Raw genomic sequence first — 24,822 nt, 5'->3', positions numbered from 1 at the left:
GTGGCCGTTGTGGTGGTCACCGATTCGGCGGCCGGGTTGCCCGCCGACCTCGTCGCCGAGCTCGGTATCGAAGTGGTGCCCCTGCACGTGCTGGTCGGTGACCGGCAGCTGCGCGAGGGCGTCGAGCCGGTCGAGATCGACTACAGCGCCGACTCGGTCACCACGTCGGCGGCCTCGCCGGGTGAGTTGCGCGAGGCCTACGAACGCGCCATGGAGCACAGCGGCGGCGACGGAGTGGTCGCCGTGCACCTGTCGCGGATGTTGTCGGCGACCTGGGAGGCCGGGCGACAGGCGGTGAGCGAGATGGGCGCCGACGGCCGTGTGCGCCTGGTGGATTCGCTCGGCGCGGGCTTGGCCACGGGATTGCCCGTCCTCGGCGCCGCCCGCCGCGCCCGGGCCGGTGACACCCTCGACGCGGTCTACGAGTGTGCGGTCGCCGCCGCCACCCGTGCCCGCACCTTCATTCTGGTGAACCGCACCGAACAGTTGCGTAAGGGCGGCAGGCTCAGCAGCGCGGCTGCCTTCTTCGGTAGCGAGCTCGTCACCAAACCGCTGCTGCAGTTGGTCGAGGGCAAACTGGAGCTGCGGGAAAAAGTGCGCACACGGTCGCGCGCCGTGACCAAGCTCGTCGCCGCCGCGACGTCCGCCGCGGGCACCGACGGCGTAGCCCTCGGTATCCAGCACCTGGGTGCCGCCGAGGCCGCCGAGTCCCTGGCCACCCAACTGCGCGAACAGAATCCCACCCTCACCGAACTCCACATCGCGGAATTCGGCCCCACGCTCGGTGTTCACCTCGGTGTGGGCGCCCTCGGCGTCGCGGTGCTGCCCGGCGGATGCACCTAGGCCGAGAATCTCGGTGAGGACAACCGGCGCGCCCGGATAAGTCCCCTGCTTACGGTGGAGAACATGACCGCCTCCACCACGCGACCGACCCCACCCGCCGTCGAAGTGCTGACCGTCGACTGGGAGCATCCGGACGCGGACGTGCTGCGCGCGGAGATGTCGGCAGAGGTCGGCCCGCGCTACGCGTATATCGAATTCGTCGGGCCGCCACCGACAGTCGTCGATCCGCGCACCGTCCACAAGACCTTCGTGGCCTACGCGGGCCGGACACCCGCAGGCCATGCCGCGGTGCGCTGGAACGCCGGGGAGCTGGAGCTCAAGCGGATGTTCGTCCGGCCGGCCTTTCGTGGCACGGGCACAGCGACGGCTCTGCTCGCGGCCGTCGAAGCGGCGGCGCGGGAGGCGGGGCAACCGCGGCTCATCCTGCAGACCGGGCACCTGCAACCCGATGCGGTGCGGTTCTACGAACGCAGTGGATATCACCGGATCCCGCTGTTCGCGCCGTATCACGAGCTGCCGCTGTCGAACTGCTTCGCCAAGAACCTGGCCTGAAAGGGTGCGGTGGCCGGGCTCTACGATGCCAGCGTGACCGCATTCGACGAGTTCGACTTTCCCGATACCTCGAACATGCCGCCGCGTAGGCAACACATCCTCGCGGTGATCCGGGATTCGGTGCTCGCGCACGGTTATCCGCCGAGTGCGCGCGAGATCGCCGACGCGGTGGGGCTGCGATCCACCTCGACGGTCTCCAAACATCTGAAGGCGCTGGAGGAGGACGGTTTTCTGCGTCGCGGCGCGGCGATGACCCGGCCCATCGACGTGCGTCTTTTCCTGCGTGGCGCACCCGGCGCGGGCTCCGACTCGGCCGTCAGCGTGCCGGTTGTCGGTGACATCGCGGCGGGCACACCGATCACCGCCGAACAGCATGCCGACGACGTCTTGACGCTGCCACGTGAACTGGTCGGACGCGGTGAGGTCTTCGGCCTCCGGGTGCGCGGCGACTCCATGATCGACGCCGCCATCTGCGACGGCGATCTCGTCGTCGTCCGCAGCCAGCGTGAGGCGAACTCCGGCGACATCGTGGCGGCCATGATCGGCGAGGAGGCGACTGTGAAGGTGTACCGCCGCCGCAACGGACACATCCACCTCGAACCGTGCAACCCCGCCTATTCGACGATCGACGGCGACGACGCCGTCGTCCTCGGCAAAGTGGTCTCGGTGATGCGCCGGCTCTGAGCCCGCCGCTACGACGGACCGAACCAGTCCAGCGACCGGCCGTGCGGGTCGGCGAAGGCCGCCGCGACCCCGTCCAGTGCGACCACCATGCGCGCCTCCTCGGACGCCCGTGGCGGGAGCCGCCCGGACAGCCAGGGCAGCACGCCCGTGCCTTCCTGGGAAATCCAGTGGCAGGGCAGTGATCGCACTGTCGTGCGGAACTGTTCCCTGGCTTCCGGCGCGAGGTAGGTGAGGACGGCGCTGTGGAATACCACCACGGTGCTGTCGGTCGGCGCGGCGCGCACGAGTTCGGCGATCCGTTCGTTCAGATCGCCCGTGACGAGGATCGGTGGGTCGGCCGCGACGATCTCGCAGGCCGCGCGCAGTCGCGTCTTCCGGTCCTCCTGGCCGGGCCAGACGAGTGCCTCCAACCATTCGCGGTTGTGCCGGTCGGTGACGTCGAGTGGGTTCAGATCGACGCCTGCGCGATAGACGACCTCCGGCAGGGCGGTCGGCACGGGGACCGGGCCGGTCACGGTGCAGGGCAACACCACCGGTGACTCGCCGTCCGGTGGGTTCAGCACTGTTGTGCCGTATCGGTAGCTGAAACGGTCCGGGTAGAGACACAAACCCGCGGAGGCGCCGACCTCGATGAGTGCGAGTGGGCCCGGTAGCCCGGCCAGCACCGGAAGCAGTGTCGCCGCGCGGCCGACCTCGTTGGTCTGCGTGCGGTGGGACAACGCCGTTGTCGCGATCGCCTCCCACCGTTCGATCAGCTGCGTGCGGAACTCGCTGTAGGGCACCGCGTTCACGCCGTTCACCGTCGCGGCGGCGAGCACGAGGTTGGGTTGCTGCTTCTCGACGGGCAGCCGCGCCAGCAGGGCCAGGACCGCCGGGTCCTCGGCGATGTCGAGGGCACGGCGGTAGTACAGCGGGGAGTTGGTGTGGACTTCCCGCACCGCGAAGTCGCGGAAGCGTTGTGCCAGGTGCATATGTACCTGCGTACTGCGAATCGGCCATGAGCGCACGGTATTCGGCGAGCACCGCCGGTGGTCGGTGGGAAAGCGCCGCTGACCGAGAGTTGTCCACAGGGTGCGAGTTATCCACAGGCCCGTTGAAAGCCCAGGTGGGCGGCGGGTTTCGAGGAGAGCCGAGGGCTAGCGTCGCCGCCATGCCACGACACGAAGAGCACGAGCGAGTTCGGCAGCGGTTGGGCGGGCTCGCGGTGCAGGACAAACCACGACCACCTACGACGGTTCGGTGGGAGGCGGACGACGAGCCCCTCGGCTACCGGCGGGGCGGCGCCGCCGATCCGCCGCGTACCGGTCACTGGGACGACGACGAGCTGACTCCCGCGGACGGGGCGCCGGGCGAGGTGGGGGCGCCCGGCTGGCTGGACGAGGAAGGCCGGCGCGGCCGGAACCGGTTGGTGCCGGAACGTTTTCGTCAGGCTCGGATAGATCCGGGACGGCGCGGTGCGTTGGCGCTCGGGATCATCGGCCTGGTCGCGGTGGTGCTTACCGGGGTGATGGTGATGCGCGATCGCCCGGTATCGCAGGCGGTGCCACCGGTGCCGGCACTGCGCGCCGAGCACATCACTCCGCGCGCTGAACAGACCGCTGTGGTAGCGGCGGCGAGCGGTGCCGCGACCGATGATCCGGGAGCCGGAACCGGGGGTGGGAGTGGGGAACTCGTCGTCAGCGTGGTGGGTTTGGTGCAGCGTGCCGGACTGCATCGTCTGCCCGGCGGGGCACGTGTCGCCGACGCGATCGAGATGGCGGGCGGGGCCCGCGAGGGTGCCGACCTCGCGGGACTGAATCTCGCCCAGCGGCTCACCGACGGCGATCAGGTGGTTGTCGGTGCCGCCGGGCCCCAGGCGGGTCAACCCGCGCAGGGCAGCGCGATGATCAGTGCCGCCGGTGGGCCACCGGGTTCGAGCTCGGCGGGGGCGGTCGCGGGTCCCGGTGCGGTCGGCGGCAATTCGCGAGTCGACCTCAATTCGGCGACGGAGGCTGAACTCGATGCGCTGCCCGGCGTCGGACCGGTCACCGCGAAAGCGATCATCACGTGGCGGACGACCAATGGGCCGTTCACCGATGTGGCGCAACTCGGTGAGGTGAACGGTATCGGTCCGGCCCGACTGGCTCGCCTGCGCGATCTGGTCACGACATGACCCGTGCGCGAGACGCGATCGGCACCGGCCTGCGTGATCAGGTTGTGCAGGCCGCCGGTGCGGCGGGTCGATGAGGATCGGGGCGGACAGGGCGAGAGCGGAGATGTCGAGCCGAGCTGTCGACCGGCCGTTGGCAACCAGTTCCGCGTCGGTCGGCAGGTCGTCGTCCAGATCGCCGGGGTCGAGTCGTCGTCCATGGGTGACGCCGGACAACACGGCGGCCGACGAGGATCAGGAGCCCCAGGTCCTCGATATGCGGCTGGTGCCCGCCGCGCTCGGGTGCTGGGCGGCCACGCTCATCGCCCTGACCCTCGGGTGGCGAGCGGGGGTGGTGCTGGCCGTCCTGGCGGTGCTGGGAGCGATCTGCGCGTGGGTCGGCTTGTTGTGGGCGATGGCGCATCGCCGGGAACGGTGGCGGGTCGTCGCTGTGGTGGGGACAGCGACGATGCTGCTCGGCGCCGGATTCGGGGCGGCGGCCGCGTGGCGGGAACATCACGTGCAGGCGCATCCGTTGCGGGAATCGGTCGGACGAACCGTGACAGTGGTAGCGGAGATCTCGGACGACGCCAAACAGATTCGGGCAGGCTCGTTCGGCGGTGAACGGCGATGGATCCTCCGGGCAGGACTGCGCGAGTTCGGCAACGGTGCGCACCGCACACAAGCCGGTGGCGCGCTGGTGGTTCTCGCTGCGGGGGAGGAGTGGGCGGAACTCGCGCCGGGACAGGTGGTTCGGTTCCGGGGAACGGTGAGCGAACCGTTGCGGGCAGACCTCACCGTTGCCACGTTGCGGGCGAGCACCGAACCGGAACGCATCGGTGTTCCGCCCTGGTGGCAACGACTCGCGACGGGCGTACGCGCCGACCTATCCGACGCGGCGGCGCGCGCCCTCCCGCCCGACGCGGCGGGTCTGCTGCCCGCCCTGGTGGTCGGCGACACCGCCGCCCTGTCGACTGAGGTCAGAGATGCCTTCGGAATCGCCGGCTTGCAGCACTTGTGCGTAGTCAGCGGAGCCAATTTCACGATCTTGTTGACCGCGCTGCTCGGCTTGAGCCGTATCCTCACCGCCGGACCGAGAACCAGGGCAGCGACCGCCGCCGGGGCAGTGGTGGTGTTCGTGATCCTCGCCCGGCCGGATCCCAGTGTGTTGCGCGCGGCCGCAATGGGTTCGGTGACGGTCCTCGCCTTGCTGACCGGACGACGCAAACAGGCACTACCCGCCCTGTGCGGTGCGGTGATCGGATTGCTCGCCGTCGCACCGGAATTGGCGGTGAGCGCGGGATTCGCGCTGTCGGTTCTCGCCACGGCCGGGCTGATCCTGCTCGCACCGAGCTGGGCGGACTGGTTGCGCGAGCGCGGGTGGTGGCGGGTACCCGCCGAGATTCTCGCGGTGTCGGCGGCGGCCTTCGTCGTGACACTGCCGCTGATGGTCGCCCTGTCCGGGCGGGTGAGTCTGGTAGCGGTCGCCGCCAATGCCCTCGTCGCACCCGTGGTCGGAGTGATCACGGTGATCGGAGCGGTCGGTGCCGTAGTCGCGTGTCTGTGGGTGGACGCGGCCGTGTGGGTGCTGTGGTGTGCGCGCCCGCCACTGTGGTGGTTGCTCGGGGTCGCCGAACACGCTGCCGCCCTTCCCGGCGCCGCCGTCACGGTGCAGTCGGGCACTGCGGCGGGCCTGGTCGCGGCTGCTCTTATGGTCGTCTTGGTGGCGGCATTGCGCTGGTCGCGGACCCGTCGGCTCTTTGCCGTCGTCTGCCTCGGTATCGCGGTCGTCCTGGTCCCAGTCCGGCTCTGGCACCCCGGGTGGCCGCCTGCGGGCTGGGTCCTCGCCATGTGTGATGTGGGCCAGGGAGACGCCCTCGCCCTCGCTGTCGCCCCCGGTGCCGCCGTAGTCGTCGACGTCGGCCCCGACCCCCGCCCCATCCGCCGCTGCCTCGACCGCCTCCGGGTCACCCGGGTCCCCCTCCTCGTCCTCACCCACCCGCACGCAGACCACATCGACGGCCTCGCGGGTGCCCTCCACGGCCGCACAGTAGACGCCATAGCCACCGCCCCCGGCGAAACCCGCCAACCCATCTGCCCCACGCCAACCCTTGGATCGCAGTCGAGGTCTGCGGACGCGCTGCTGAGAGCTACTTCGAGACTGCCGACAGCCTGCGTTCGGTCTGCCTCGAGTGAGACGACTACCAGGGAGAGCGTTGGCGCTCATGACCATTCAGGCGACGGAGTGCGCAGGGTCGTGGAGCTTGCGGAGGACGCGGGGATTCCACTGATCGAGCTGCATCAGGGACACGTGTTGCGTTTCGGGGCGACCGAACTCGACGTTCTCGCGCCGGGGGAGCGGGCCCCCGGTTCGCTGGAACTAGATGATGCCAATGATCGGTCGCTGGTCGTGCGGGCGCGCACGGCACTCGGGACGGTGCTGCTGACAGGCGACATCGAGAGCGAGGCTCAGCGGAAGATGATGCGCGGCAACGACATCAGAGCCGATGTGCTCAAAGTTCCGCACCACGGTTCGTGGACGACCACCGCGGAATTCCTGCGCGCGGTCCGGCCGCGCCTGGCATTGATCAGCTCCGGCACCGACAACACCTTCGGACATCCACACCCGGATGTCATCGGGGTGCTCACCTCGCTGGGCGCGACAATCGCCCGAACCGACCTCGACGGCGATGTCATCGTGCTCGGGAGTGCGACAGAACAACGAATGGTCAAGTCCCGCCGACTACCGCCACCGACACCTCGTCCACGTCGAGCACTGCGATGCCGAGGACGACGTGATCCCATGCGTGAGGCGCTACAGGAAGGCGCTGACACAGTGCGATCGCTCGCGCGGCCGGACCCGTGCGCGGCGGACGAGCCGCGGTATCGCGACCCTCGCCGATCCCGTCGGTCCACCTACGTAGGATCGCCTCGTGAGCGAACTCCCTGCGGTGCATCTGGTTCTCGGTGACGAGGAGCTGCTGGTCGAGCGCGCTGTCGCGCGGGTGATGACCGAGGTACGGGCGGGGGCGCCCGACCCGGATTCGGTGCCGGTGGACAGGATGCGCGCCGGTGACGCCAGCACCGCCGAACTGGCCGAACTGCTCAGCCCCTCACTGTTCGCCGAAGACCGCGTGATCGTGCTCGAATCGGCGGCCGAGGCGGGCAAGGACGCGGTGGCGGTGATCACCGACGCGGCAGCCGACCCGCCGCCCGGCGTGGTCCTGATGGTGCTGCACTCCGGTGGCGGCCGCGCCAAGGCACTGGTCCCGGCGCTGCAGAAGCAGGGCGCCGTGGTGCACGAATGCGCCAAGCTCACCAAACCGGCGGAGCGGGTCGAATTCGTGCGCAACGAGTTCCGGGCCGCGGGCGTGAAGGTCGGGGCCGAAGCGGTGCAGGTGCTGATCGAATGCGTCGGGTTCGAGCTGCGTGAACTGGCCGCGGCCTGTTCGCAGCTGGTGTCCGACACCGGCGGCAAGATCGATGTGAACGCCGTCCGCCGGTACTACTCGGGCCGTGCCGAGGTGACCGGATTCGATGTCGCCGAACTCGCTGTCGCCGGCGACCGGTCCGCCGCCATGGAGGCGCTGCGCTGGGCAACCGACCGGGGCGTGCCGCACGTGTTGCTGGCCGACGCGCTGGCCGACTCGGTCCACACCATCGCCAAGGTGGGATCGGCCGGCCGCGGCGACCCGTTCAAACTGGCTCAGCAGCTCGGTATGCCGCCGTGGAAGGTGAAGAAGGCCCAAGCGCAGGCGCGTGGCTGGAACCCGGCCTCGATCGGCACCGCCCTGCAGGTGGTGGCCGCCCTCAACGCCGACGTCAAGGGCGGCGCCGCCGATGCCACCTTCGCCGTGGAGCACGCACTCGCGCGGATCCTCGACCTGCGGGCCACCGGCTGAGGGTCAGTCGCCGATGACGGCGAGGGCCTCCTCGTCTTCCTCGAGGTCCTCGTACCGGCCCTCCCACTCCTCGTAGAGCGGGATCTCGTCTTCACGGGTGACGACCCAGGCGACGCTGTAGCCGCCGTCCTCGTCGGGCACCATCACGTTCTCGATCTTGAGACCGAGCCCGAGGATCTCCGCCGCGCGGATCACCTCGGCCAGGTCGTCGCCTCGTACCACCGTCTGATTCGCGTACACCGTCAACATGCGCGGAATGGTAGCCGACGACAAAAGCCGCCGTGGTCATCGAGGCCACGGCGGCTGCGTCTTGCGAACCGGGTACTAGCGACCCGGGCAGATCAGATCTTGTTCAGAGCCAGCGCGAGCGCGGACTTCTTGTTGGCGGCCTGGTTGGCGTGGATGACGCCCTTGGAGGCAGCCTTGTCGAGCTTGCGGCTCGCGAACTGCAGCTGCTCGGCAGCCTTTTCCTTGTCACCGCTGGCAGCAGCTTCGCGGAAGTTGCGGATCGCGGTGCGCAGCGCGGACTTGACCGACTGGTTGCGCTTGCGCGCTTCCTCGTTGGTACGGATCCGCTTCATCTGGGACTTGATGTTGGCCACGCCTGTATCCTCTGGTTTCCTGTCGCTGGGTGGTATGTCTTGAAAGCTCGTCGGGCGCGCGCCCACGATGCAGCAGATGGTGCTGAACTACGGGTAACACCGCGCCGAAGATCGAGGTTACCAGCTCGGCACCGCCCGGCGAAATCGACCCCGCCCGTCCACATCGGTGCGGACGGCGAGTTCACCCGTTTCAGGTGATGCGAGAAATTTACGTGTGGCTCACACGGCGTTGTCGCCGGGTAGTGGACAGTTTTCTCCCATGACCTCCACCACAACGCCGGGTACGGCACGATCCGCCTCACCGGCGTTGGTGAGCACGAACGGTCATCCGGCGGTCGCACACACCGGCTTGTTCCACGGCTACGGCCCCGGCCGCTTCGCCGACGCCTTCGACGAGATGTTCGACCCGAACGGCAAGGTTCGCGCGCCCTACCGGGGCATTCACGCGGCGATGGCCGCCAACGACGTCCACGATCTGGCCAAACGCTCCGCCGCCCTGGATCGCGCGTTCATCGACCAGGGCATCACCTTCTCGCTGTCGGGAAAGGAACGCCCCTTCCCCCTCGACCTGGTGCCGCGCGTGATCGCCGCGGCCGAGTGGGCGCATCTCGAGCGGGGCATCACCCAGCGGGTCCGCGCCCTCGAGCTGTTCCTGGCCGACGTGTACGGCGAGCAGAACATCCTGCGCGACGGGGTGATCCCGAAGCGCCTGGTCACCTCCTGTGCGCACTTCCACCGCGAGGCCGCGGGCATCGTCCCGCCCAACGGTGTGCGCATCCATGTGTCGGGCATCGACCTGGTGCGTGACGAACACGGCGATTTCCGGGTGCTCGAGGACAATCTGCGCTCGCCGTCGGGAGTCTCCTATGTGATGGAGAACCGGCGGACGATGGCGCGCGTCTTCCCCGACCTGTTCTCCTCGCACCTGGTCCGCGCGGTCGGCGACTATCCGGCGCACCTGCTGCGGGCATTGCGTGCCTCGGCGGCACCCAACGAGGCCGACCCGACGGTGGTCGTCCTCACACCCGGGGTGCACAACGCGGCGTATTTCGAGCATTCGCTGCTGGCCAGGCAGATGGGGGTGGAGCTGGTCGAGGGTCGTGACCTGTTCTGCCGCGACAATGTCGTCTACCTGCGGACCACCGAGGGGGAACGACAGGTCGACGTGATCTACCGCCGCATCGACGACATCTACCTCGACCCGATGCACTTCCGCCCGGACTCGGTGCTCGGCGTCGCCGGTGTGCTCAACGCCGCCCGCGCGGGCAATGTGGTGATCTCCAGTGCCGTCGGCAACGGCGTGGGCGACGACAAACTCGTCTACACCTACGTGCCGGCGATCATCGAGTACTACCTGGGCGAGAAACCGATCCTGCCCAATGTCGACACCTTCCGCTGCTGGCTCGACGAGGAACGCGCCGAGGTACTCGACCGGCTCGACGAACTGGTGGTCAAACCGGTGGAGGGCTCGGGCGGCTACGGCATCGTGATCGGCCCCGACGCCGACCGCGCCGAACTCGATGCCGTCCGCCGCAAGGTCTGCGCCGATCCGAGGGGCTGGATCGCGCAACCGGTGGTGCAGCTCTCGACGGTGCCGACCAAGATCGGCGACGACCTGGTCCCACGGCACGTGGACCTGCGCCCGTTCGCGGTGAACGACGGCGACAGCATCTGGGTGCTGCCCGGCGGCCTCACCCGCGTCGCGCTGCCCGAAGGGTCGCTGGTGGTGAACTCGAGCCAGGGCGGGGGCAGCAAGGACACCTGGGTGCTGGCAGGCCGCTCCGACGACAGCGAGCTGGCCGGCCCGCAGCTGGTGAGTGATCCGCTCCGCGCCGATCCGTTCGAGCAGGGCCGCGACCTCACCACCTCGCAGGCTCATCAGCAACAGCAGCAGCAACAACAGACCCAGCGGCTGATCGGGGATTGACCACATGCTCGCCCGCAATGCCGAATCCCTGTACTGGATCGGCCGCTACGTCGAGCGCGCCGACGACACCGCCCGCATTCTCGACGTGGCCGTGCACCAACTCCTCGAGGACGCCACCGTCGACGCCGACCGCACGTCGCGGGTCCTGCTCGAGGTGCTCGGCATCGAACCGCCCGGCGGTTTGCGCCTGGACGTCTGGTCGGTCACCGATCTGGTCGCGTTCAGCCACCAGCACGGCGTGTCCATCAGCGAGTCCATCGCGAAGGCGCGCGAAAACGCCCGTGGTGCAAGGGAAGTCACCTCCAGCGAGATGTGGGAGTGCCTCAACACCACCTACAACGGGCTGGCGGCCGCCGAACAGGCCGCCCGTGGGCTGGGTCCGCACGAATTCTTCGCCTACGTCAAGGACCGCGCGGCGATGTTCACGGGCCTGACCGACTCGACGCTGAGCCGCGACGACGGGTACCGCTTCCTGCTGCTCGGCCGTTCCATCGAACGCATCGACATGATGGTCCGCTTGCTGCTGTCCCGGGCCGGTGACCGCACCTCCTCACCCGCCTGGGTGACGGTGCTGCGCTCGGCGGGCGCGCACGACACGTACCTGCGCACCCACCGTGGCGCGCTCGACGCGGCACGGGTGGCCGAATTCATCCTGCTCGACCGGCTTTTCCCGCGATCGGTGTTCCATGCGTTGCTGGTTGCCGAGGCCTGTCTGACCGAGTTGGATCCGCGGCCGGGCAGCCGCGTCGGTGCCCGCCACGAAGCGCAACGCGTGCTCGGCCGGGCGCGCAGCGAACTGGAATTCCTGCCGCCCGGCGTGCTGCTGGAAAACCTGCAGACCCGGTTGCTCGCCTTGCAGAAGGCGTGTCGCGAGGTCGGGGAAGCCGTGTCGCGGCAGTACTTCCACGCCGCACCGTGGGTGGCGTGGACCGATGTGCGGCGCGGCACCGACACCACCGTGACCGTGGAGGGGGAGCTGTGAGCTGGCGGATGCGGGTGGTGCACACCACCGGATACCTCTACGACGCGCCGGTGACGCGCTCGTTCAACGAGGCAAGACTCACCCGAGGGCGGACAGCAGGCAGAACGTGATCCTCAACCGGGTCGAAACCGTGCCCACCACCCGGTCCTACCGCTACACCGACTATTGGGGAACGGCCGTCACCGCGTTCGATCTGCACGCCCCGCACACCGAACTGGAGGTGAGCGGGTCGTCGGTGGTGGAAACCGAACCGTTCACCGAACCGGCGACGGAACTGACCTGGGACGAGTTGCGTGGCGAACGCACCGTCGACCGGTTCGACGAAATGCTCGGTCCCACCGCCTACGTGCCCCGCGACGAGCCCCTCGACGCCGTGGCCAAACAGCTGGCGCGCGGCGTCTCGCCCGCCGAAGCCGTGGTCCGGGCGGCCGAATGGGTGCACCGGGAAATGGACTACAGCGCGGGCACCACCTCGGTGCACACCTCGGCCCCGCAGGCCTTCACCGAACGGCGCGGCGTGTGCCAGGACTTCGCGCACCTGACACTGGTGTTGTTGCGTGCCATGGGAATTCCCAGCCGCTATGTGTCGGGATATCTGCATCCGAACCCGGCCGCGCCGATCGGGGAGGCGGTGGCGGGGGAGTCGCACGCCTGGGTGGAGGCCTGGACGGGACAGTGGTGGGGTTACGACCCGACCAACAATCTGGCGGTCAACGAGCAGCACGTGTCGGTGGGTGTCGGGCGGGACTACGCGGACGTACCGCCACTGAAAGGAGTGTTCTCCGGCGGCGGCTCGACAGACCTCGCGGTCGTTGTAGAGGTCACTCGCCTGGCGTAATGTCCGAAACGCTCGTGCGGACCCCGCTCGTCGCGGGGATCATTCTCCCGGAGAGGTGGTCGCAGATGTCGCTCACAGCACAAGAACTCACTGAACCCGAAGTCATCCCCGAGCCCAAGAAATGGGCGGCGGAAGCGCTCGGCACGTTCCTGCTCGTCATGGGCGGTGTCGGCACCGCGGTGATCGCCGGTGATCGGGTGGGTGCGCTCGGTGTGGCGCTGGCCTTCGGTCTCACCCTGCTGTTCCTCGTGTACTCCATCGGGCCGATCTCGGGCTGCCACGTCAACCCGGCGGTCACGCTCGGCCAGCTGTTACTCGGGCGGGTCACGGTCGTCTCGGCGGTCGGCTACTGGGTCGCCCAGCTCATCGGTGGCCTCCTGGCCGGGTTGGTGCTGTTCGCGGTGGCCAAGAACCTGCCGAGCTACGACCGGCCGGTCGACGGCCTCGGCGCCAACGGCTGGGGCAAGCACAGTCCGTCGGCGGCCACCGGCCCGCTCGGCGAGGTCGTGGTGCAGAACGGGTACGGCATGGCGGCCATGATCATCATCGAGGTGATGCTCACCGCGGTGCTGGTCTTCGTCGTGCTCGCTTCGACCGACCGCCTCTCGGATGTACCGCTGGCCGGTATGTCGATCGGTTTCACGCTCGCCGTGATCCACCTGATCTCGATCCCGGTCGACAACACCTCGGTCAATCCGGCGCGCAGCCTCGCGGTCGCTCCGTACCAGGACGGCGCGATGGGTCAGGTGTGGGCGTTCTTCGTGTTCCCGCTGATCGGTGGTGTGCTCGGGGCCTTGGTGTACGGCATGATCTTCGGCCGTTCCCGGGATGTACTGAGCTGAGACGGGCTTTACGACCCCCGATCCGGTGCGTCCGGGTCGGGGGTCGTCGCGTCAGCTCCAGCTGTATTCGGCGACCAGCCGGTGCGCGACCAGGTCGAAGGTCTTGCGTTCGACGATCGCGCCTTCGCGCCGGATGCCGTCCTCGGGCACATCGAGCACCCGGTCCAGCCGCACCCAGCTCGCCCGGCCCGCGTGGTCCCAGGGACCCGAGCCGATGCCCACCCAGTTGCGGTCGTGCGCGCGTTCGGGTTTCGACGACAGCATCAGCCCAAGCAGCGTCTTGCGGTCGCGACCGACGACCAGGACCGGGCGGTCCTTTCCGTTGGTCGGGTCCTCCTCGAACGGCACCCAGGTCCACACCACCTCACCCGGGTCGGCGCGCCCGTCCAATTGCGGGCAGTAGACGATCTGGCGGGCCCGATGCGCGGTCGGCACGGGGGTGGAGGCGGTCGGGCGCACCGGCACGACGGGGCCGGGCTTGGCGCCGCCCAACGCACCCGCCAGCTTCTCGAGCAGCCGAGGTCCCTGCTTGCGCACGATCTTCGGCCCCTGCTCCTTGGCGATCACGCCGAGCTGCTTGCCGAGAGTGTTCCAACTGCTGGCCATGCTTGGAAATATAACGACTGACCCGGCTCCGGTGCACCGGTGACAGAGCCGCGCGTGTGGTCATGGGACGATGGACCCAGTTCGCCGATACCCCTCGAGGAGTGGAGTGGCTTCCAGCTTTGCCGATACGACGTTCACCGATCCGTCGCGGATCAGGAACTTCTGCATCATCGCCCACATCGACCACGGCAAGTCGACCCTGGCCGATCGGATGTTGCAGCTGACCGGTGTGGTCGAGGAGCGGGCGATGCGCGCCCAGTACCTGGACCGGATGGACATCGAGCGCGAGCGCGGGATCACCATCAAGGCGCAGAACGTCCGGCTGCCGTGGCAGGTCGACGGCACCGACTACGTGCTGCACCTGATCGACACCCCGGGCCACGTCGACTTCACCTACGAGGTGTCGCGTGCGCTCGAGGCCTGTGAGGGTGCGATCCTGCTGGTCGACGCCGCGCAGGGGATCGAGGCACAGACCCTCGCCAATCTCTACCTGGCGATGGACAAGGACCTCACCATCATCCCGGTCCTGAACAAGATCGACCTGCCCGCCGCCGACCCGGATCGCTACGCCGCCGAGATCGCCCACATCGTCGGCTGTGAGCCCGACGACGTGCTTCGCGTCTCCGGCAAGACCGGCGTCGGTGTGCCCGCGCTGCTCGACGAGGCGGTCCGGCTGGTCCCGCCGCCGGTCGGTGACGCCGACGCGCCCGCCCGCGCCATGATCTTCGACTCCGTCTACGACACCTACCGCGGCGTGGTCACCTACATCCGTGTGGTCGACGGCAAGCTGACCCCGCGCCAGAAGATCAAGATGATGTCGACCGGCGCGACCCACGAGCTGCTCGAGATCGGCATCGTCTCGCCCGAACCCAAGCCCACCCAGGGCTTGGGCGTCGGTGAGGTGGGATACCTCATCACCGGCGTGAAGGACGTTCGTCAGTCCAAGGTCGGTGACACCATCACCAGCGCCCGCGACGGCGCGACGCAGGCCCTCACCGGGTACCGCGAACCCCAGCCGATGGTCTACTCCGGCCTCTACCCGGTGGACGGTTCGGACTACCCGAACCTGCGCGACGCCCTGGACAAGCTCCAGCTCAACGACGCCGCGCTCACCTACGTGCCGGAAACCTCGGTGGCGCTCGGTTTCGGCTTCCGCTGCGGCTTCCTCGGTCTGCTGCACATGGAGATCACCCGTGAACGCCTGGAGCGCGAGTTCGGCCTCGATCTCATCTCCACCGCGCCCAACGTGATCTACCGCGTGGTCATGGAAGACGGCAAGGAACACATCGTCACCAACCCCTCGTTCTGGCCGGAGGGCAAGGTGCGCCAGGCGTTCGAGCCGGTCACCAAGTGCACCGTGATCGCGCCGAGCGAGTTCATCGGTTCGATCATGGAGCTGTGCCAGTCGCGCCGCGGCGAGCTGCTCGGCATGGACTACCTGTCCGAGACCCGCGTCGAGATGCGGTACACGCTGCCGATGGCCGAGATCATCTTCGACTTCTTCGATTCGCTGAAGTCGCGCACGCGCGGCTACGCCAGCCTCGATTACGAAGAGGCGGGCGAGCAGGAAGCCGCGCTGGTGAAGGTCGACATCCTGTTGCAGGGCGAGGCCGTCGACGCGTTCAGCGCCATCGTGCACAAGGACGCGGCCCAGCCCTACGGCAACAAGATGACGACCAAGCTGCGCGAACTCATCCCGCGTCAGCAGTTCGAGGTGCCCATCCAGGCGGCGATCGGCTCGAAGATCATCGCGCGCGAGAACATCCGCGCCATCCGCAAGGACGTGCTCGCCAAGTGCTACGGCGGTGACATCAGCCGTAAGCGCAAGCTGCTCGAGAAGCAGAAGGAAGGCAAGAAGCGCATGAAGACCATCGGCCGGGTCGACGTGCCGCAGGAGGCCTTCGTGGCCGCGCTGTCCTCGGACGCGGCCTCGGACAAGCCGAAGGGCAAGTAACTCAGCCGGGTTCGGTGGGTACACGCACGGTGAGGCGTGTGCCGCCGAGCGGGCTGCGGCTCAATTCGGCTGTACCGCCGTGTAATTCGGCCTGTTGACGAACCAGCGCCAGTCCGAGTCCCGATCCGGGTGAACCGGGACGTTTGACGAAGCGGTCGAAAGCGTTGGCGCCCAGGTGTTCCGGGATGCCGGTGCCGTTGTCGTCGATGGTGATCGAGCCCGGCTCCGCCCGGACCCGCACCACGTTCGCCTGGCCGTGGTGTACCGCGTTGGCGACGGCGTTCGTCACGATCAGCATGATTCCGCCGGGCAGCCCTGTCATCGGGACCGGATCGCAGGCGGTGAGCGTGATCTCGGTGCCGGGGTGGGCGCGGCGCGCGTTCTGCACCGCGCGGTCGAGGGTTTCGCACAGCTCGAACGGTTCGAACGCGGCGCGGTCGGTGAGTTCGCCGACGGCCAGGCGCTCGAGATCGGTGAGGGTGTGCTCGATCTGGCGCTCGGCCGCGAGCACGTCGGCCAGGACGGTGCCGCGCTGCTCGGCGGGTAGTTCGGTACCGGCGAGCACCTGCAGATCGGTGCGCATGGCGGTGAGCGGGGTGCGCAGTTCGTGCGCGCAGACGGCGGCGAAATCGCGGGCGCTCGCCAGGGCCTGATTGGTTTGTCCGTGGGCGGTTTCCAGGCGTTCGAGCATGCGGTTGATGGCGTCGGACAGTTCCTCGGCCTCCCTGACCCCGCGCCCCGGCAGCGGCGGCAGGCGGTCGAGGGTATCGATCTCGTGTGTGGCCGAGGCGAGCCTGCGCAGCGGCCGGGCCGCGAAACCGGCCAGCACCCAACCCAATCCGGCCGCGACGAGAACACCGCCCACGCCGATGCCGAGCCCGATCAGCTGGCTGCGGGTGATGGCGGCATCGATCAGGTCGCGATCGGGGTTGAGCCGCACGACCATGCCGGGCGCGCCCTGCACGAGCGCCAGCCCCACATCCGGCGGTGCCGGGCGGGTGAGCGTTCGACCGTCGGGCAGCGAGGCGTTCGGCGGTGCCGGGCTGACCTGGGAGCCCTCGGTGGGCGCGGGTGATGACTCGAAGGGTGTCGCGGGTTCGGCCGGAAGCGGTGGTGCCGAGGGGATTTCACGGGCGGGATGGGCGACGATCACCCGCATCGTCGACACGGTCTCGTCGAGCTGACGGGCGCCCGCCGCCTTCAGCAGTGCCGCGTAGGTGAGCCCGAGCGTCACCGCGACGACCGCGGCGACCACCGCCGACACCACCGCGACCCGGGTACGCAACGACCACGAGCGCGTCCTCACGGCTGCTCCCGCATGACGAACCCGACCCCGCGCACGGTGTGCACCACTCGCTCCACCCCGTCGGCCTCCAATTTCCGGCGTAGATACGACACGAACACATCAACCACATTCGTGTCGGTGCTGAAGTCGTAGCCCCACACGGTGGACAGGATCTGTTCGCGACCGAGCACGATGCCCACATTGCGGGCCAGCATCGCCAGCAGTTCGAACTCGCGTTTGGTCAGGTCGACCGGCCGTCCGGCCGCGTGCACCCGGTGCCCGGCCAGGTCGATCGCCACCGCACCGACACGGATCGTCTCGCCGTTGGACCCGCCGGTGACCGGCCTGCGCCGCAACAACGCCCGCAGCCGGGCCACCAGTTCGCCGAGGTCGAAGGGCTTGGTGAGGTAGTCGTCGGCACCCTTTTCCAGGGCGGCGATGCGGTCGGTCACCGCGCTGCGGGCGCTGAGCACGCAGATGGGGATGTCGTTGCCCAATGCCCGCAACGCCGTGACAACGCCCACGCCGTCGAGCTCGGGCATGTTCACATCGAGCACCATCGCGTCGGGTGCGGCCGAGCGCACCAGGGTGAGGGCAGCGGCGCCGTCGCTCGCGGTGAGCACCTCGAACCCCGACAGTTCCAGCCCGCGCCGCAGCGACGCGAGCACGCGGACCTCGTCGTCGACGACCAAGATCTGCTGTCCGGTCATCTGCTCACCCTAGTGCGATCGATCGTCACAGCAGGTCAGCGCGGGAAAGCCGGGCGCGCGGGGCGTGCGCCGTCGGGCAGCTCGACGACGGTCCGCTCCCCGCCCGGTGCGATCCGCACACATTCGACGCCCTCGGGCAGCTCGCCGGGTGCGCCCGGGCCGATGTGGATCGTGCGGTCGTGGCCGGGATGTGCGGGGAAACGCTCGAGGTCGATACGCGGTTCGAGCGGCGGTTCGGGCGGCACGGGCAGGTCGCCGCCGGGGGCGGTACAGATGATCCGGACGTGTTCGCCGCGGTCGGGTGCGCCGGGGTCGGCGAGCGCGGCGCCGCTGAGGGTCGCGGTGAGCAGCGCCACGCCGCCGACGGTCGCGGTGACGACGCCGATGCGGCGGCGCAGGGAGGAAGTGGTCATGATCGGTCTCCTGGCTGTGTGGTCGCCGACTCGTCTCGGTCGGCGAAACCGACGCTAGGCAGGCGATCTTCACGCTTCGTTGAGCGATCGTTAGAGTTCTCTTGGGATCTGCGTCCCCCCGGTTCCGACGGCTCGCCGAAAGGCGTTGCTCGCCATAAGGTGGGACCGGTCGTCCTGGTGGAAATGACAGTACAGATCCGGGCAATTAGTGTTGGATGATCTTCACTTCGCCTCGTTTCGTGGGTGGGGAGAGTCAGCGATGCGAGTGGTGGAGCAAGAATGACGCGGGAACTGCCTTTCGACGACGATGACGCGCGCGCCGACGGCACCGACACGGCCTACCTGGTGGCCAACGGTGTTGCTCGGGTGGCGCGGGCCGGCGCGTACGTCACCGGTGGCGCGCTGGTCGCCGCCAACGGGACGAGCCCGGAACAGGGCAGCAGCAATGCCGACAGCCGCTACGCCGGCTGGTCGTCGCAGGTGCCGAGCGACCCGGAACCCGACGCACCGAGCCCGGTCCTCACGTTTCCCGACCTGCCCGCGGAACCGGCGCCGAACCCGTTGCCCTACAGCCCCTTCGGTACGCAGCGCCCCATGGACGGCGATGTCACGCTGACCTCGCAGCCACGCGAAAGCGGTTGGCGCCCCGAGATTCCGGGTTCCGACGGTGACCAGGGCATGCGGATTCCCGGCACCGACGACGACGATTCGTCGAACGGCATCGGCATCCCCTCCTACGGGCCCAAACCGGGCTACGGCGACAGCGGCTTCGGCATCCCGGGCACCGACAAGCCGAGCGCCGGCCAGCCCGGCGCCGGACAGCCGGGCGCCGGATTCCCCGAACTCGACGGCATTCCCGGCATCGGCATCCCGGGATACGACGGCCTCCCCGGCGGTATCCCCGGTTACGACGGTGTCCCCGGCGGCGGCATCGGCATCCCCGGCTACGACGGCCTGCCCGGTGCGGGCATCCCCGGCTACGACGGCGGGATCCCCGGCTACGACCACGGCCTGCCCGGTTTCGGTGGGCTGCCCGGCTCCGACGGGGCAAGCCAGGTCGCCGGCCCCGGCGGCGCCTTCGACGGCATCGGTGGCCTGTTCGACGGCTTCGGTGCGATGGTGACCTCCGACTGGCAGGTCGACATGCACGCCGGGCTCGACGGTGTGTGGTTCACCTCCCAGATGAAGGTCGACGTGCAGGTCGGCAATGTCGGCGACGCACTCGACGACTACAGCCAGTGGCTCGGCGACGGAATTCGCATCCCCGGCGAGCCCGCACCGCTCGACGGTGCGGCGAATGGGGTACCCGGTGCCGCGACCGGCCCGGCACTGCCCGGTTCGGACGTACCCGGTGGATCGACGGGTCCGGCGCTGCCCGGCTCCGAGGCCCCTGCGGCGAGCCCTGGTCTCCCAGGATCCGCGGATCTGCCCGCATCGACTGCTCCCGGCTCGACCGGTGGGTCCCTCGCACCCGGACAGAGCGCACCCGGTCAGCCCGCGCCCGGCGCACCCGGTCAGACCGATTCCGTCACACCCGGCCCCGGCGGATCGGCCTTGCCCGGTGCCACCGCGCCCGGCTCTGGCGGGTCGGCCGTGCCCGGCGCCACCGCGCCCGGTCACACCGGACCGGGTCAGACCGCACCGACGCAAGGCACGGTCGTCCCGGGTCAGTCCGCTCCGGCCCCCGGCCATGCGGCCCCGGGCGGCGTAGCGCCGGTGACCGGTGTGCCCGCGCCCACCGCCATGGCGCCCGTCGCCCCCGCGCCGGCGGCCCCGGCGCCGATCGCTCCGGCCCCCGCCGCCATCGCACCCGCACCGGTCGCCGCGGCACCCGCTCCGGCACCCGTCGCCCCGGTCCCGGCTCCGGTTCCGGTCATCGCCGCGCCGATCGCACCGAGCCCGGTGGTCAGCACACCCCTGCAGACCACCATCCAGCCCGACGCGGCGACCACCCCCATCGCCAACGTGCTCGGCGGTCCGGCGGGTGCGTCCCCGCTCACCGCACCCGCGGCGGCTGTACCGGGTCTGCTCGCTCCGGCGCCGGTCACCAAACCCGTTGTGGTTCCCGAGCCTTCGACCAGCACGCCGACAACCCTGCCCACCGTCACTCCGCCGTCGACGCCGACGACCGTCGACCTCAGCACGCCCTCGACGGTGAAGCTGCCCGAGGTGCCGACCGTGACCGTCCCGACAACACGCCCCGACGTGACGGTGCCGACGGTCACCGTGCCGACCACCGGAGTCACCGTTCCGGTGACGCCCACCTACCCCGACGACGACCTCACCACCGGCCCCGGCACGGGCGCGACCACGCCGAGCACCCCCAGCGTCGATACGCCCGCCGACCCCACCGGCCCGACCGCGTCGGTTCCGACGGCGACCGTACCCACACAGCAGCCGACCGCGCCGACCAAGCAACCGACCGTCGACGTCGACCCGCCCGCGGTGGTCACCCCGCCCGCCACGGTGGCGCCGACCGTCGCACCGGTGAAACCGCCGGTCATCGAGACCAAGCCCATCGCCGCCGAGTTCGATCAGCACGACGGCGGCTACTATGGCGCCTCGGCCGGTCTGTTCGAGCCGGGCGTCGGTGCCGCCGACTTGTCGTCGGCGTTTCCCACCGCGCACGCTGGGTACGACTTCGTCTAGTCCCAGAACGAGGACCGGGCCCATGCAACGAGAGTGAGGAACAGGTTGTCTGCCGCGACCGGACTGCAGACCGCGACGGTAAAGCACCCGGACGCGATGGCACCGGTGGTCTCGCTCGTCGACGAATTGCGGGACCTGGTCCGCTCCGGCGGGCGCGACGACCTCGATGCCCGCCTCGGCATGGTGCGGGCACGGCTCACCGATCCCCGGGTGCGCATGGTCGTCGTCGGCGAACCGGGCGCCGGGATGAGCACCCTGGTCAACAGCATGGTCGGCACCCCGGTCAGCGCCACCGACGGCAAGCCGAGCGTGCCGGTGATCGTCGAATACGGCCGGACACCGACCGCGACGCTGGTGAAGTCGGACCCGCGCGGCCGGATCGAGCGCGTGCCGGTGGACCCGCTCGACCCCGGCCCGGCGCTGATCTCGCTCGGCGTCGTGCGCGCCGAATTCGCCGAGCCGAGCCCCCTGCTCGCCGACGGCCTCGTGGTGATGGACGCACCGGGCGCGACCACCCACGACAAAGCGGCCTGGTCGATGATCGCCGCCGCCGACGTGGTCCTCTACGCCACCGACTCGGCCGCCGAACTCACCCCGGCTCAGCTGGACTACCTGCGCCGCGTCGAACGGGTCTGCCCGTCGGTGGTGTGTGTGCTCACCAAGATCGACCGCAACCCGCACTGGTCGCTCACCCAGCGCCGCAACCGGGTCCTGCTCGACGAAGCGGGCCTGAACTTCGCTGTCGCCCCCGTGTCGGCGGTGCTGCACCGCCAGGCGGGCGAGACCCGTGACCCGCGGCGCGATATCGAATCCGGGGTGCCCCAGCTCATCGATCATCTGCGCGAATTCGTGGTCGCCCGCGCCGATTCGGTCGCGGTGACCGCGGCGGTGCGCGATATCGCGCTGGTCACCGACCAGCTCACCGTCACCCTGCGCGCCGAGGCCGACACCCTGCGCGATCCGCGCCGCCGCGCCGAGATCACGCAGCGGCTGGCCGCCGCCCGTACCGAGGCCGATCAGCTGCGTCAGCGCACCGCCACCTGGCAGGTCACCCTGGTCGACGGCAGCGCCGAACTGGGCGCCGATATCGAACACGACCTGCGCCACCGGCTGCGCAGCCTGGTCCGGGAGGCCGAGGCCGAGATCTCGCGGATCGACCCGGCTCGCAAGTGGGCCGATTTCGCCACCGAACTCGACGCGCGGATCTGTGAGGCGGTCGAGGAGAACTTCGTGATGGCGCACTACCGTGCCGTCGAGCTGTCCGAGCAGGTGGCCGCGAAGTTCCCGCCCGACAACCGCACCCCGCCGCTGCCGGAGCTGCGCCTCACCAATCCGGGCGAGGTGCTCGAACCGGTACAACCGCTGGAACCGTTGGAGAGCGCCAAAGCCGGTGTGGGACAGCAGTTCCTGTCGGCCCTGCGCGGCTCCTACGGCGGCATCCTGATGGTGGGTCTCGCCACCAGCCTGCTCGGTATGTCGCTGGTGAACTGGTACTCGGCGGGCGCGGGCGTGCTGCTCGGTGTGAACGCGCTGTGGGACGACCGGCGAAACCGCAAGCAGCGCAGGCAGGCCGAGGCCAAGGTGGCCGTCGCCCGGCTCGCCGACGACGTGATCTTCCAGGTGGGCAAGGAGTCCCGCAACCGGCTGCGCACGCTGCAGCGGGTGCTGCGCGACCACTACACCGAGATCGCCGCCGAGGTGTCGCGCACCGCCGAGGAGGCACTGCGCGCTGCCGAGGAGACCGGGCTGCGCTACGGCGACCACCGCGAGTTGCGCCTCACCGAGATCGACGCCGGACTGCGCACGGTGGCCGCGCTGCGCGCACGGGCCGAGAAGCTCGCCTACTGACTCGACTGGTGTACCGGGGTGTGGGCGGGCTGGAACTGACCGGCCTGACGCGAGTCCTCGGCCCGGATCACATGGGTCACCGCATTGATGAGAGCCAGGTGGGTGAACGCCTGCGGGTAGTTGCCCAGGTGCCTGCCCGTGCGCGGATCGATCTCCTCGGCGTAGAGCCGTAGCGGGCTCGCCAGCCCGAGCAGCCGTTCGCACAGGTGGGTGGCGCGTTCGAGCTCACCGATCTCCACCAGCGCCGACACCAGCCAGAACGAGCAGATCGTGAAAGTGCCCTCCTCGCCGGACAACCCGTCGTCGGTGGTGTCGGTGTCGTAGCGCAGGACAAGCCCGGACACGGTGAGCCGGTCGGCGATGGCGAGCACCGTGGCCCGCACCCGGGGGTCGTCGGCGGGCAGGAACCGGGTGAGCACGATCAGCAGCAGGGAGGCGTCGAGGGTGGTGCCGCCATAGGTCTGCGTGAACACCCCGTCGGCATCGACGCCGTTGGCCAGGACGTCCTCGCGGATCTCCTCGGCGATCTCGAACCAGCGCGTCGCGTGGGTGTGCTTGCCGTGCAGCTGTGCCAGCCGGGCGCCACGGTCGAGCGCTACCCAGCACATCACCTTCGACGCGGTGAAGTGCTGCGGTTCGCCGCGTACCTCCCAGATGCCGCGATCGGGTTCATGCCAGTGGTCGATCGCCGCGTTCACCGTGCGTTCGAGCATGGGCCACAACGAATCCGGCACCTGCTGACGCGATTTCATGTGCAGGTACACCGCGTCGAGCATGGTGCCCCAGATGTCGTGCTGGTCCTGGTCGTAGGCGGCGTTGCCGATCCGGACCGGCTGGGAGTAGTCGTAGCCCGACAGCTCGGGCAACGTTTCCTCGGTGAGGTGGCGTTCGCCGCCGATACCGTAGAGCACCTGCAGGGGGACGGCGTCGCCGTTGTCGCCGGTGGTCACGTCGTTGAGGAAGTTGAAGAAGTCGTCGGCCTCGTGGTCGAGACCGAGGGTGTACAAGCCCCACAGCGCGAAACTCGAGTCGCGCACCCAGGTGTAGCGGTAGTCCCAATTGCGTTCGCCGCCAGGGGTTTCCGGCAGCGATGTGGTCGGCGCGGCGAGCAGGGCGCCGGTGGGGGCGTAGGTGAGGCCCTTGAGGGTGAGAGCGCTGCGCTGCAGATAGTTGCGCCACGGGTGGTCGGGGAAATCGCCGAGGGTGATCCAGCGCCGCCAGCATTCGGCCGTGGTCCACATCTTGTCGGCCGCCTCGTCGAAGGTGGCGGGCGCGGGCAGTTCCGACCAGGTGAGCGCGACGAATCTGTTGTCGCCCTCGCTCAGCCTGGTCCGTGCCCGCGCCTCGCGGCCCTCCAACCCGAGCCGCAGATCGGTGGTGAGTGTCAGGCTCGGGCAGGAGTCGTCGGCGGCGCACGACGCGGTGGCCTGCTCGTACACCTTGCCGGTGTACTCCCAGCGCGCACCGTCGCGGTGGTAGTCGAACGACGGCTCGCAGCTCATCTCCAGTTCCACCGTGCCGCTCACACACTTCACCGTCCGCAGCAGGATGTGCTCGGCGTCCCAGTCCATCGGGGTGCGGCGGAAGCTGCGCGAACGCGAGGTGGTGTTGTGCCACGGGCCGAGGACCAGCGCGTCGCGCACGATCATCCAGCCGGTCTCGGTCTGCCAGGTCGTCTCCAGGATCATCCCGCCGGGCAGGTAACGCCGCGCGGCGGGCACGTGCACGCCGTACGGGCCGATCCGGAAATGGCCGGCGGCACGATCGAGGACGGCGCCGAACACGCTCGGCGAGTCCGGCCGCGGCACACACATCCACTCCACCGAGCCGCTGCTGGCGATCAGGCAGTTGGTCTCACAGTCGGACAGAAAGGCGTAGTCGTCGATCGGTGGGAAGGCGCCTCGTCGACCACTCGAGAGCACCGGCGTCAGAATCGGCAGGCTGTCTTCGTGAGAAGAGGGCATACCCCATGATCTGTGCGATGTCGGCCCGCGTCCACCGCACCGGATGAACCGCCCGGTCGTGAGGGGTGTTCACGACGACCGACTAGGGTGGTC

At 69.4% G+C, this 24,822-nt stretch carries 20 protein-coding genes and 1 pseudogene; 13 read left to right on the top strand and 8 right to left on the bottom strand.

Translation table 11 applies throughout. The features are described 5' to 3' along the window. The 3 genes from NCO8_RS23980 to lexA all read left to right on the top strand — a co-directional run bounded on the left by NCO8_RS23980 (window position 1) and on the right by lexA (window position 2,079). Window positions 1-843 (top strand): DegV family protein, encoded by an 843-nt coding sequence (locus NCO8_RS23980; RefSeq protein ID WP_067642346.1) that lies wholly within the window; start codon window positions 1-3, stop codon window positions 841-843. 63 nt (window positions 844-906) lie between these two features. Further along, window positions 907-1,395: a GNAT family N-acetyltransferase gene (locus tag NCO8_RS23975; RefSeq protein WP_067642392.1), complete on the top strand. Its 489-nt coding sequence runs from the start codon at window positions 907-909 to the stop codon at window positions 1,393-1,395. Window positions 1,396-1,470: 75 nt separating this feature from the next. After that, window positions 1,471-2,079 carry a transcriptional repressor LexA gene (gene lexA / locus NCO8_RS23970; protein WP_210740747.1) on the top strand — a complete coding sequence of 203 codons (609 nt, stop codon included), beginning with the start codon at window positions 1,471-1,473 and terminating at the stop codon, window positions 2,077-2,079. A gap of 8 nt (window positions 2,080-2,087) precedes the next feature. Here the strand turns inward: lexA and NCO8_RS23965 are convergent, their stop codons facing one another. Next, window positions 2,088-3,050, bottom strand: coding sequence for a DUF2332 domain-containing protein (locus NCO8_RS23965; protein WP_067642345.1), 963 nt, complete (start codon window positions 3,048-3,050; stop codon window positions 2,088-2,090). Window positions 3,051-3,229: 179 nt separating this feature from the next. Here NCO8_RS23965 and NCO8_RS23960 point away from each other — a divergent pair, with 179 nt between their 5' ends. From NCO8_RS23960 to holA, 3 genes are all read left to right on the top strand, one after another. Further along, on the top strand, window positions 3,230-4,231 hold the full coding sequence (locus NCO8_RS23960) for a ComEA family DNA-binding protein (protein ID WP_067642344.1): 1,002 nt from the start codon (window positions 3,230-3,232) through the stop codon (window positions 4,229-4,231). A gap of 199 nt (window positions 4,232-4,430) precedes the next feature. Further along, window positions 4,431-7,178 (top strand): ComEC/Rec2 family competence protein, encoded by a 2,748-nt coding sequence (locus NCO8_RS23955; RefSeq protein ID WP_067642343.1) that lies wholly within the window; start codon window positions 4,431-4,433, stop codon window positions 7,176-7,178. Continuing rightward, complete coding sequence (gene holA / locus NCO8_RS23950) at window positions 7,141-8,109, top strand: DNA polymerase III subunit delta (RefSeq protein WP_067642342.1); 969 nt, start codon at window positions 7,141-7,143, stop codon at window positions 8,107-8,109. Before NCO8_RS23955 ends, holA begins: the two co-directional genes overlap by 38 nt. 3 nt (window positions 8,110-8,112) lie before the next feature. On the opposite strand, the gene NCO8_RS23945 is transcribed toward holA, so the two are convergent. Both NCO8_RS23945 and rpsT read right to left on the bottom strand, forming a co-directional pair. Beyond that, entirely contained in the window at window positions 8,113-8,358 is a 246-nt protein-coding gene (locus tag NCO8_RS23945; protein ID WP_067486280.1) for a hypothetical protein, read from the bottom strand. 92 nt (window positions 8,359-8,450) lie between these two features. Beyond that, window positions 8,451-8,711: a 30S ribosomal protein S20 gene (rpsT, locus tag NCO8_RS23940; protein WP_067486282.1), complete on the bottom strand. Its 261-nt coding sequence runs from the start codon at window positions 8,709-8,711 to the stop codon at window positions 8,451-8,453. Window positions 8,712-9,108: 397 nt separating this feature from the next. On the opposite strand from rpsT, the gene NCO8_RS23935 reads away from it, so the two are divergent. From NCO8_RS23935 to NCO8_RS23920, 4 genes and pseudogenes are all read left to right on the top strand, one after another. Beyond that, entirely contained in the window at window positions 9,109-10,638 is a 1,530-nt protein-coding gene (locus NCO8_RS23935; RefSeq protein ID WP_245655477.1) for a circularly permuted type 2 ATP-grasp protein, read from the top strand. Window positions 10,639-10,642: 4 nt separating this feature from the next. Beyond that, window positions 10,643-11,620, top strand: coding sequence for an alpha-E domain-containing protein (locus NCO8_RS23930; protein WP_067642341.1), 978 nt, complete (start codon window positions 10,643-10,645; stop codon window positions 11,618-11,620). Between the two features lie 8 nt (window positions 11,621-11,628). Further along, window positions 11,629-12,458, top strand: a pseudogene (locus NCO8_RS23925) (transglutaminase family protein). Between the two features lie 65 nt (window positions 12,459-12,523). Further along, window positions 12,524-13,300, top strand: a complete 777-nt coding sequence (locus NCO8_RS23920) for an aquaporin (RefSeq protein WP_067642390.1) — start codon at window positions 12,524-12,526, stop codon at window positions 13,298-13,300. Between the two features lie 51 nt (window positions 13,301-13,351). Here the strand turns inward: NCO8_RS23920 and NCO8_RS23915 are convergent, their stop codons facing one another. Further along, a complete protein-coding gene (locus NCO8_RS23915) occupies window positions 13,352-13,906 on the bottom strand; it encodes a type II toxin-antitoxin system PemK/MazF family toxin (protein ID WP_067642340.1) in 555 nt (184 codons plus the stop codon). A gap of 70 nt (window positions 13,907-13,976) precedes the next feature. On the opposite strand from NCO8_RS23915, the gene lepA reads away from it, so the two are divergent. Next, a complete protein-coding gene (lepA, locus tag NCO8_RS23910) occupies window positions 13,977-15,860 on the top strand; it encodes a translation elongation factor 4 (RefSeq protein ID WP_067642339.1) in 1,884 nt (627 codons plus the stop codon). 1 nt (window position 15,861) lies between these two features. Here lepA and NCO8_RS23905 read toward each other — a convergent pair whose 3' ends face one another. From NCO8_RS23905 to NCO8_RS23895, 3 genes are read right to left on the bottom strand one after another with little or no spacing between them, the layout of a single operon-like run. Continuing rightward, entirely contained in the window at window positions 15,862-17,166 is a 1,305-nt protein-coding gene (locus NCO8_RS23905; RefSeq protein ID WP_067642338.1) for a sensor histidine kinase, read from the bottom strand. Further along, window positions 17,163-17,855, bottom strand: coding sequence for a response regulator transcription factor (locus NCO8_RS23900; protein ID WP_067642337.1), 693 nt, complete (start codon window positions 17,853-17,855; stop codon window positions 17,163-17,165). The genes NCO8_RS23905 and NCO8_RS23900 overlap by 4 nt, the downstream gene beginning before the upstream one ends. A 35-nt stretch (window positions 17,856-17,890) precedes the next feature. Beyond that, complete coding sequence (locus tag NCO8_RS23895; protein WP_067642336.1) at window positions 17,891-18,268, bottom strand: hypothetical protein; 378 nt, start codon at window positions 18,266-18,268, stop codon at window positions 17,891-17,893. 279 nt (window positions 18,269-18,547) lie between these two features. Between NCO8_RS23895 and NCO8_RS23890 the strand changes: the two genes are divergently transcribed. After that, window positions 18,548-20,917 (top strand): hypothetical protein, encoded by a 2,370-nt coding sequence (locus NCO8_RS23890; protein ID WP_067642335.1) that lies wholly within the window; start codon window positions 18,548-18,550, stop codon window positions 20,915-20,917. Window positions 20,918-20,962: 45 nt separating this feature from the next. Next, window positions 20,963-22,765 carry a P-loop NTPase family protein gene (locus tag NCO8_RS23885; protein WP_067642334.1) on the top strand — a complete coding sequence of 601 codons (1,803 nt, stop codon included), beginning with the start codon at window positions 20,963-20,965 and terminating at the stop codon, window positions 22,763-22,765. Here the strand turns inward: NCO8_RS23885 and NCO8_RS23880 are convergent. Further along, complete coding sequence (locus NCO8_RS23880) at window positions 22,759-24,729, bottom strand: glycoside hydrolase family 15 protein (RefSeq protein ID WP_067642333.1); 1,971 nt, start codon at window positions 24,727-24,729, stop codon at window positions 22,759-22,761. The genes NCO8_RS23885 and NCO8_RS23880 overlap by 7 nt on opposite strands. Window positions 24,730-24,822 lie beyond the last annotated feature (93 nt).

Source organism: Nocardia coubleae NBRC 108252 (genome assembly GCF_001612805.1).
In the GTDB taxonomy this organism is placed as follows: Bacteria; Actinomycetota; Actinomycetes; order Mycobacteriales; family Mycobacteriaceae; genus Nocardia; species Nocardia coubleae.
Note: the sequence above shows the minus strand (reverse complement) of the source record. Positions and strands in the feature narration are given on the sequence as shown.

Excerpts from the sequence above, each read along its gene's own strand:
- NCO8_RS23975 (WP_067642392.1), top strand. The coding sequence starts at position 907 with ATGACCGCCTCCACCACGCGACCGACCCCACCCGCCGTCGAAGTGCTG.
- lexA (WP_210740747.1), top strand. The coding sequence starts at position 1,471 with ATGCCGCCGCGTAGGCAACACATCCTCGCGGTGATCCGGGATTCGGTG.
- NCO8_RS23965 (WP_067642345.1), bottom strand. The coding sequence starts at position 3,050 with ATGCACCTGGCACAACGCTTCCGCGACTTCGCGGTGCGGGAAGTCCAC.
- NCO8_RS23960 (WP_067642344.1), top strand. The coding sequence starts at position 3,230 with ATGCCACGACACGAAGAGCACGAGCGAGTTCGGCAGCGGTTGGGCGGG.
- NCO8_RS23945 (WP_067486280.1), bottom strand. The coding sequence starts at position 8,358 with ATGTTGACGGTGTACGCGAATCAGACGGTGGTACGAGGCGACGACCTG.
- NCO8_RS23935 (WP_245655477.1), top strand. The coding sequence starts at position 9,109 with ATGTTCGACCCGAACGGCAAGGTTCGCGCGCCCTACCGGGGCATTCAC.
- NCO8_RS23930 (WP_067642341.1), top strand. The coding sequence starts at position 10,643 with ATGCTCGCCCGCAATGCCGAATCCCTGTACTGGATCGGCCGCTACGTC.
- NCO8_RS23920 (WP_067642390.1), top strand. The coding sequence starts at position 12,524 with ATGTCGCTCACAGCACAAGAACTCACTGAACCCGAAGTCATCCCCGAG.
- NCO8_RS23915 (WP_067642340.1), bottom strand. The coding sequence starts at position 13,906 with ATGGCCAGCAGTTGGAACACTCTCGGCAAGCAGCTCGGCGTGATCGCC.
- lepA (WP_067642339.1), top strand. The coding sequence starts at position 13,977 with ATGGACCCAGTTCGCCGATACCCCTCGAGGAGTGGAGTGGCTTCCAGC.
- NCO8_RS23900 (WP_067642337.1), bottom strand. The coding sequence starts at position 17,855 with ATGACCGGACAGCAGATCTTGGTCGTCGACGACGAGGTCCGCGTGCTC.
- NCO8_RS23895 (WP_067642336.1), bottom strand. The coding sequence starts at position 18,268 with ATGACCACTTCCTCCCTGCGCCGCCGCATCGGCGTCGTCACCGCGACC.
- NCO8_RS23890 (WP_067642335.1), top strand. The coding sequence starts at position 18,548 with ATGACGCGGGAACTGCCTTTCGACGACGATGACGCGCGCGCCGACGGC.
- NCO8_RS23880 (WP_067642333.1), bottom strand. The coding sequence starts at position 24,729 with ATGCCCTCTTCTCACGAAGACAGCCTGCCGATTCTGACGCCGGTGCTC.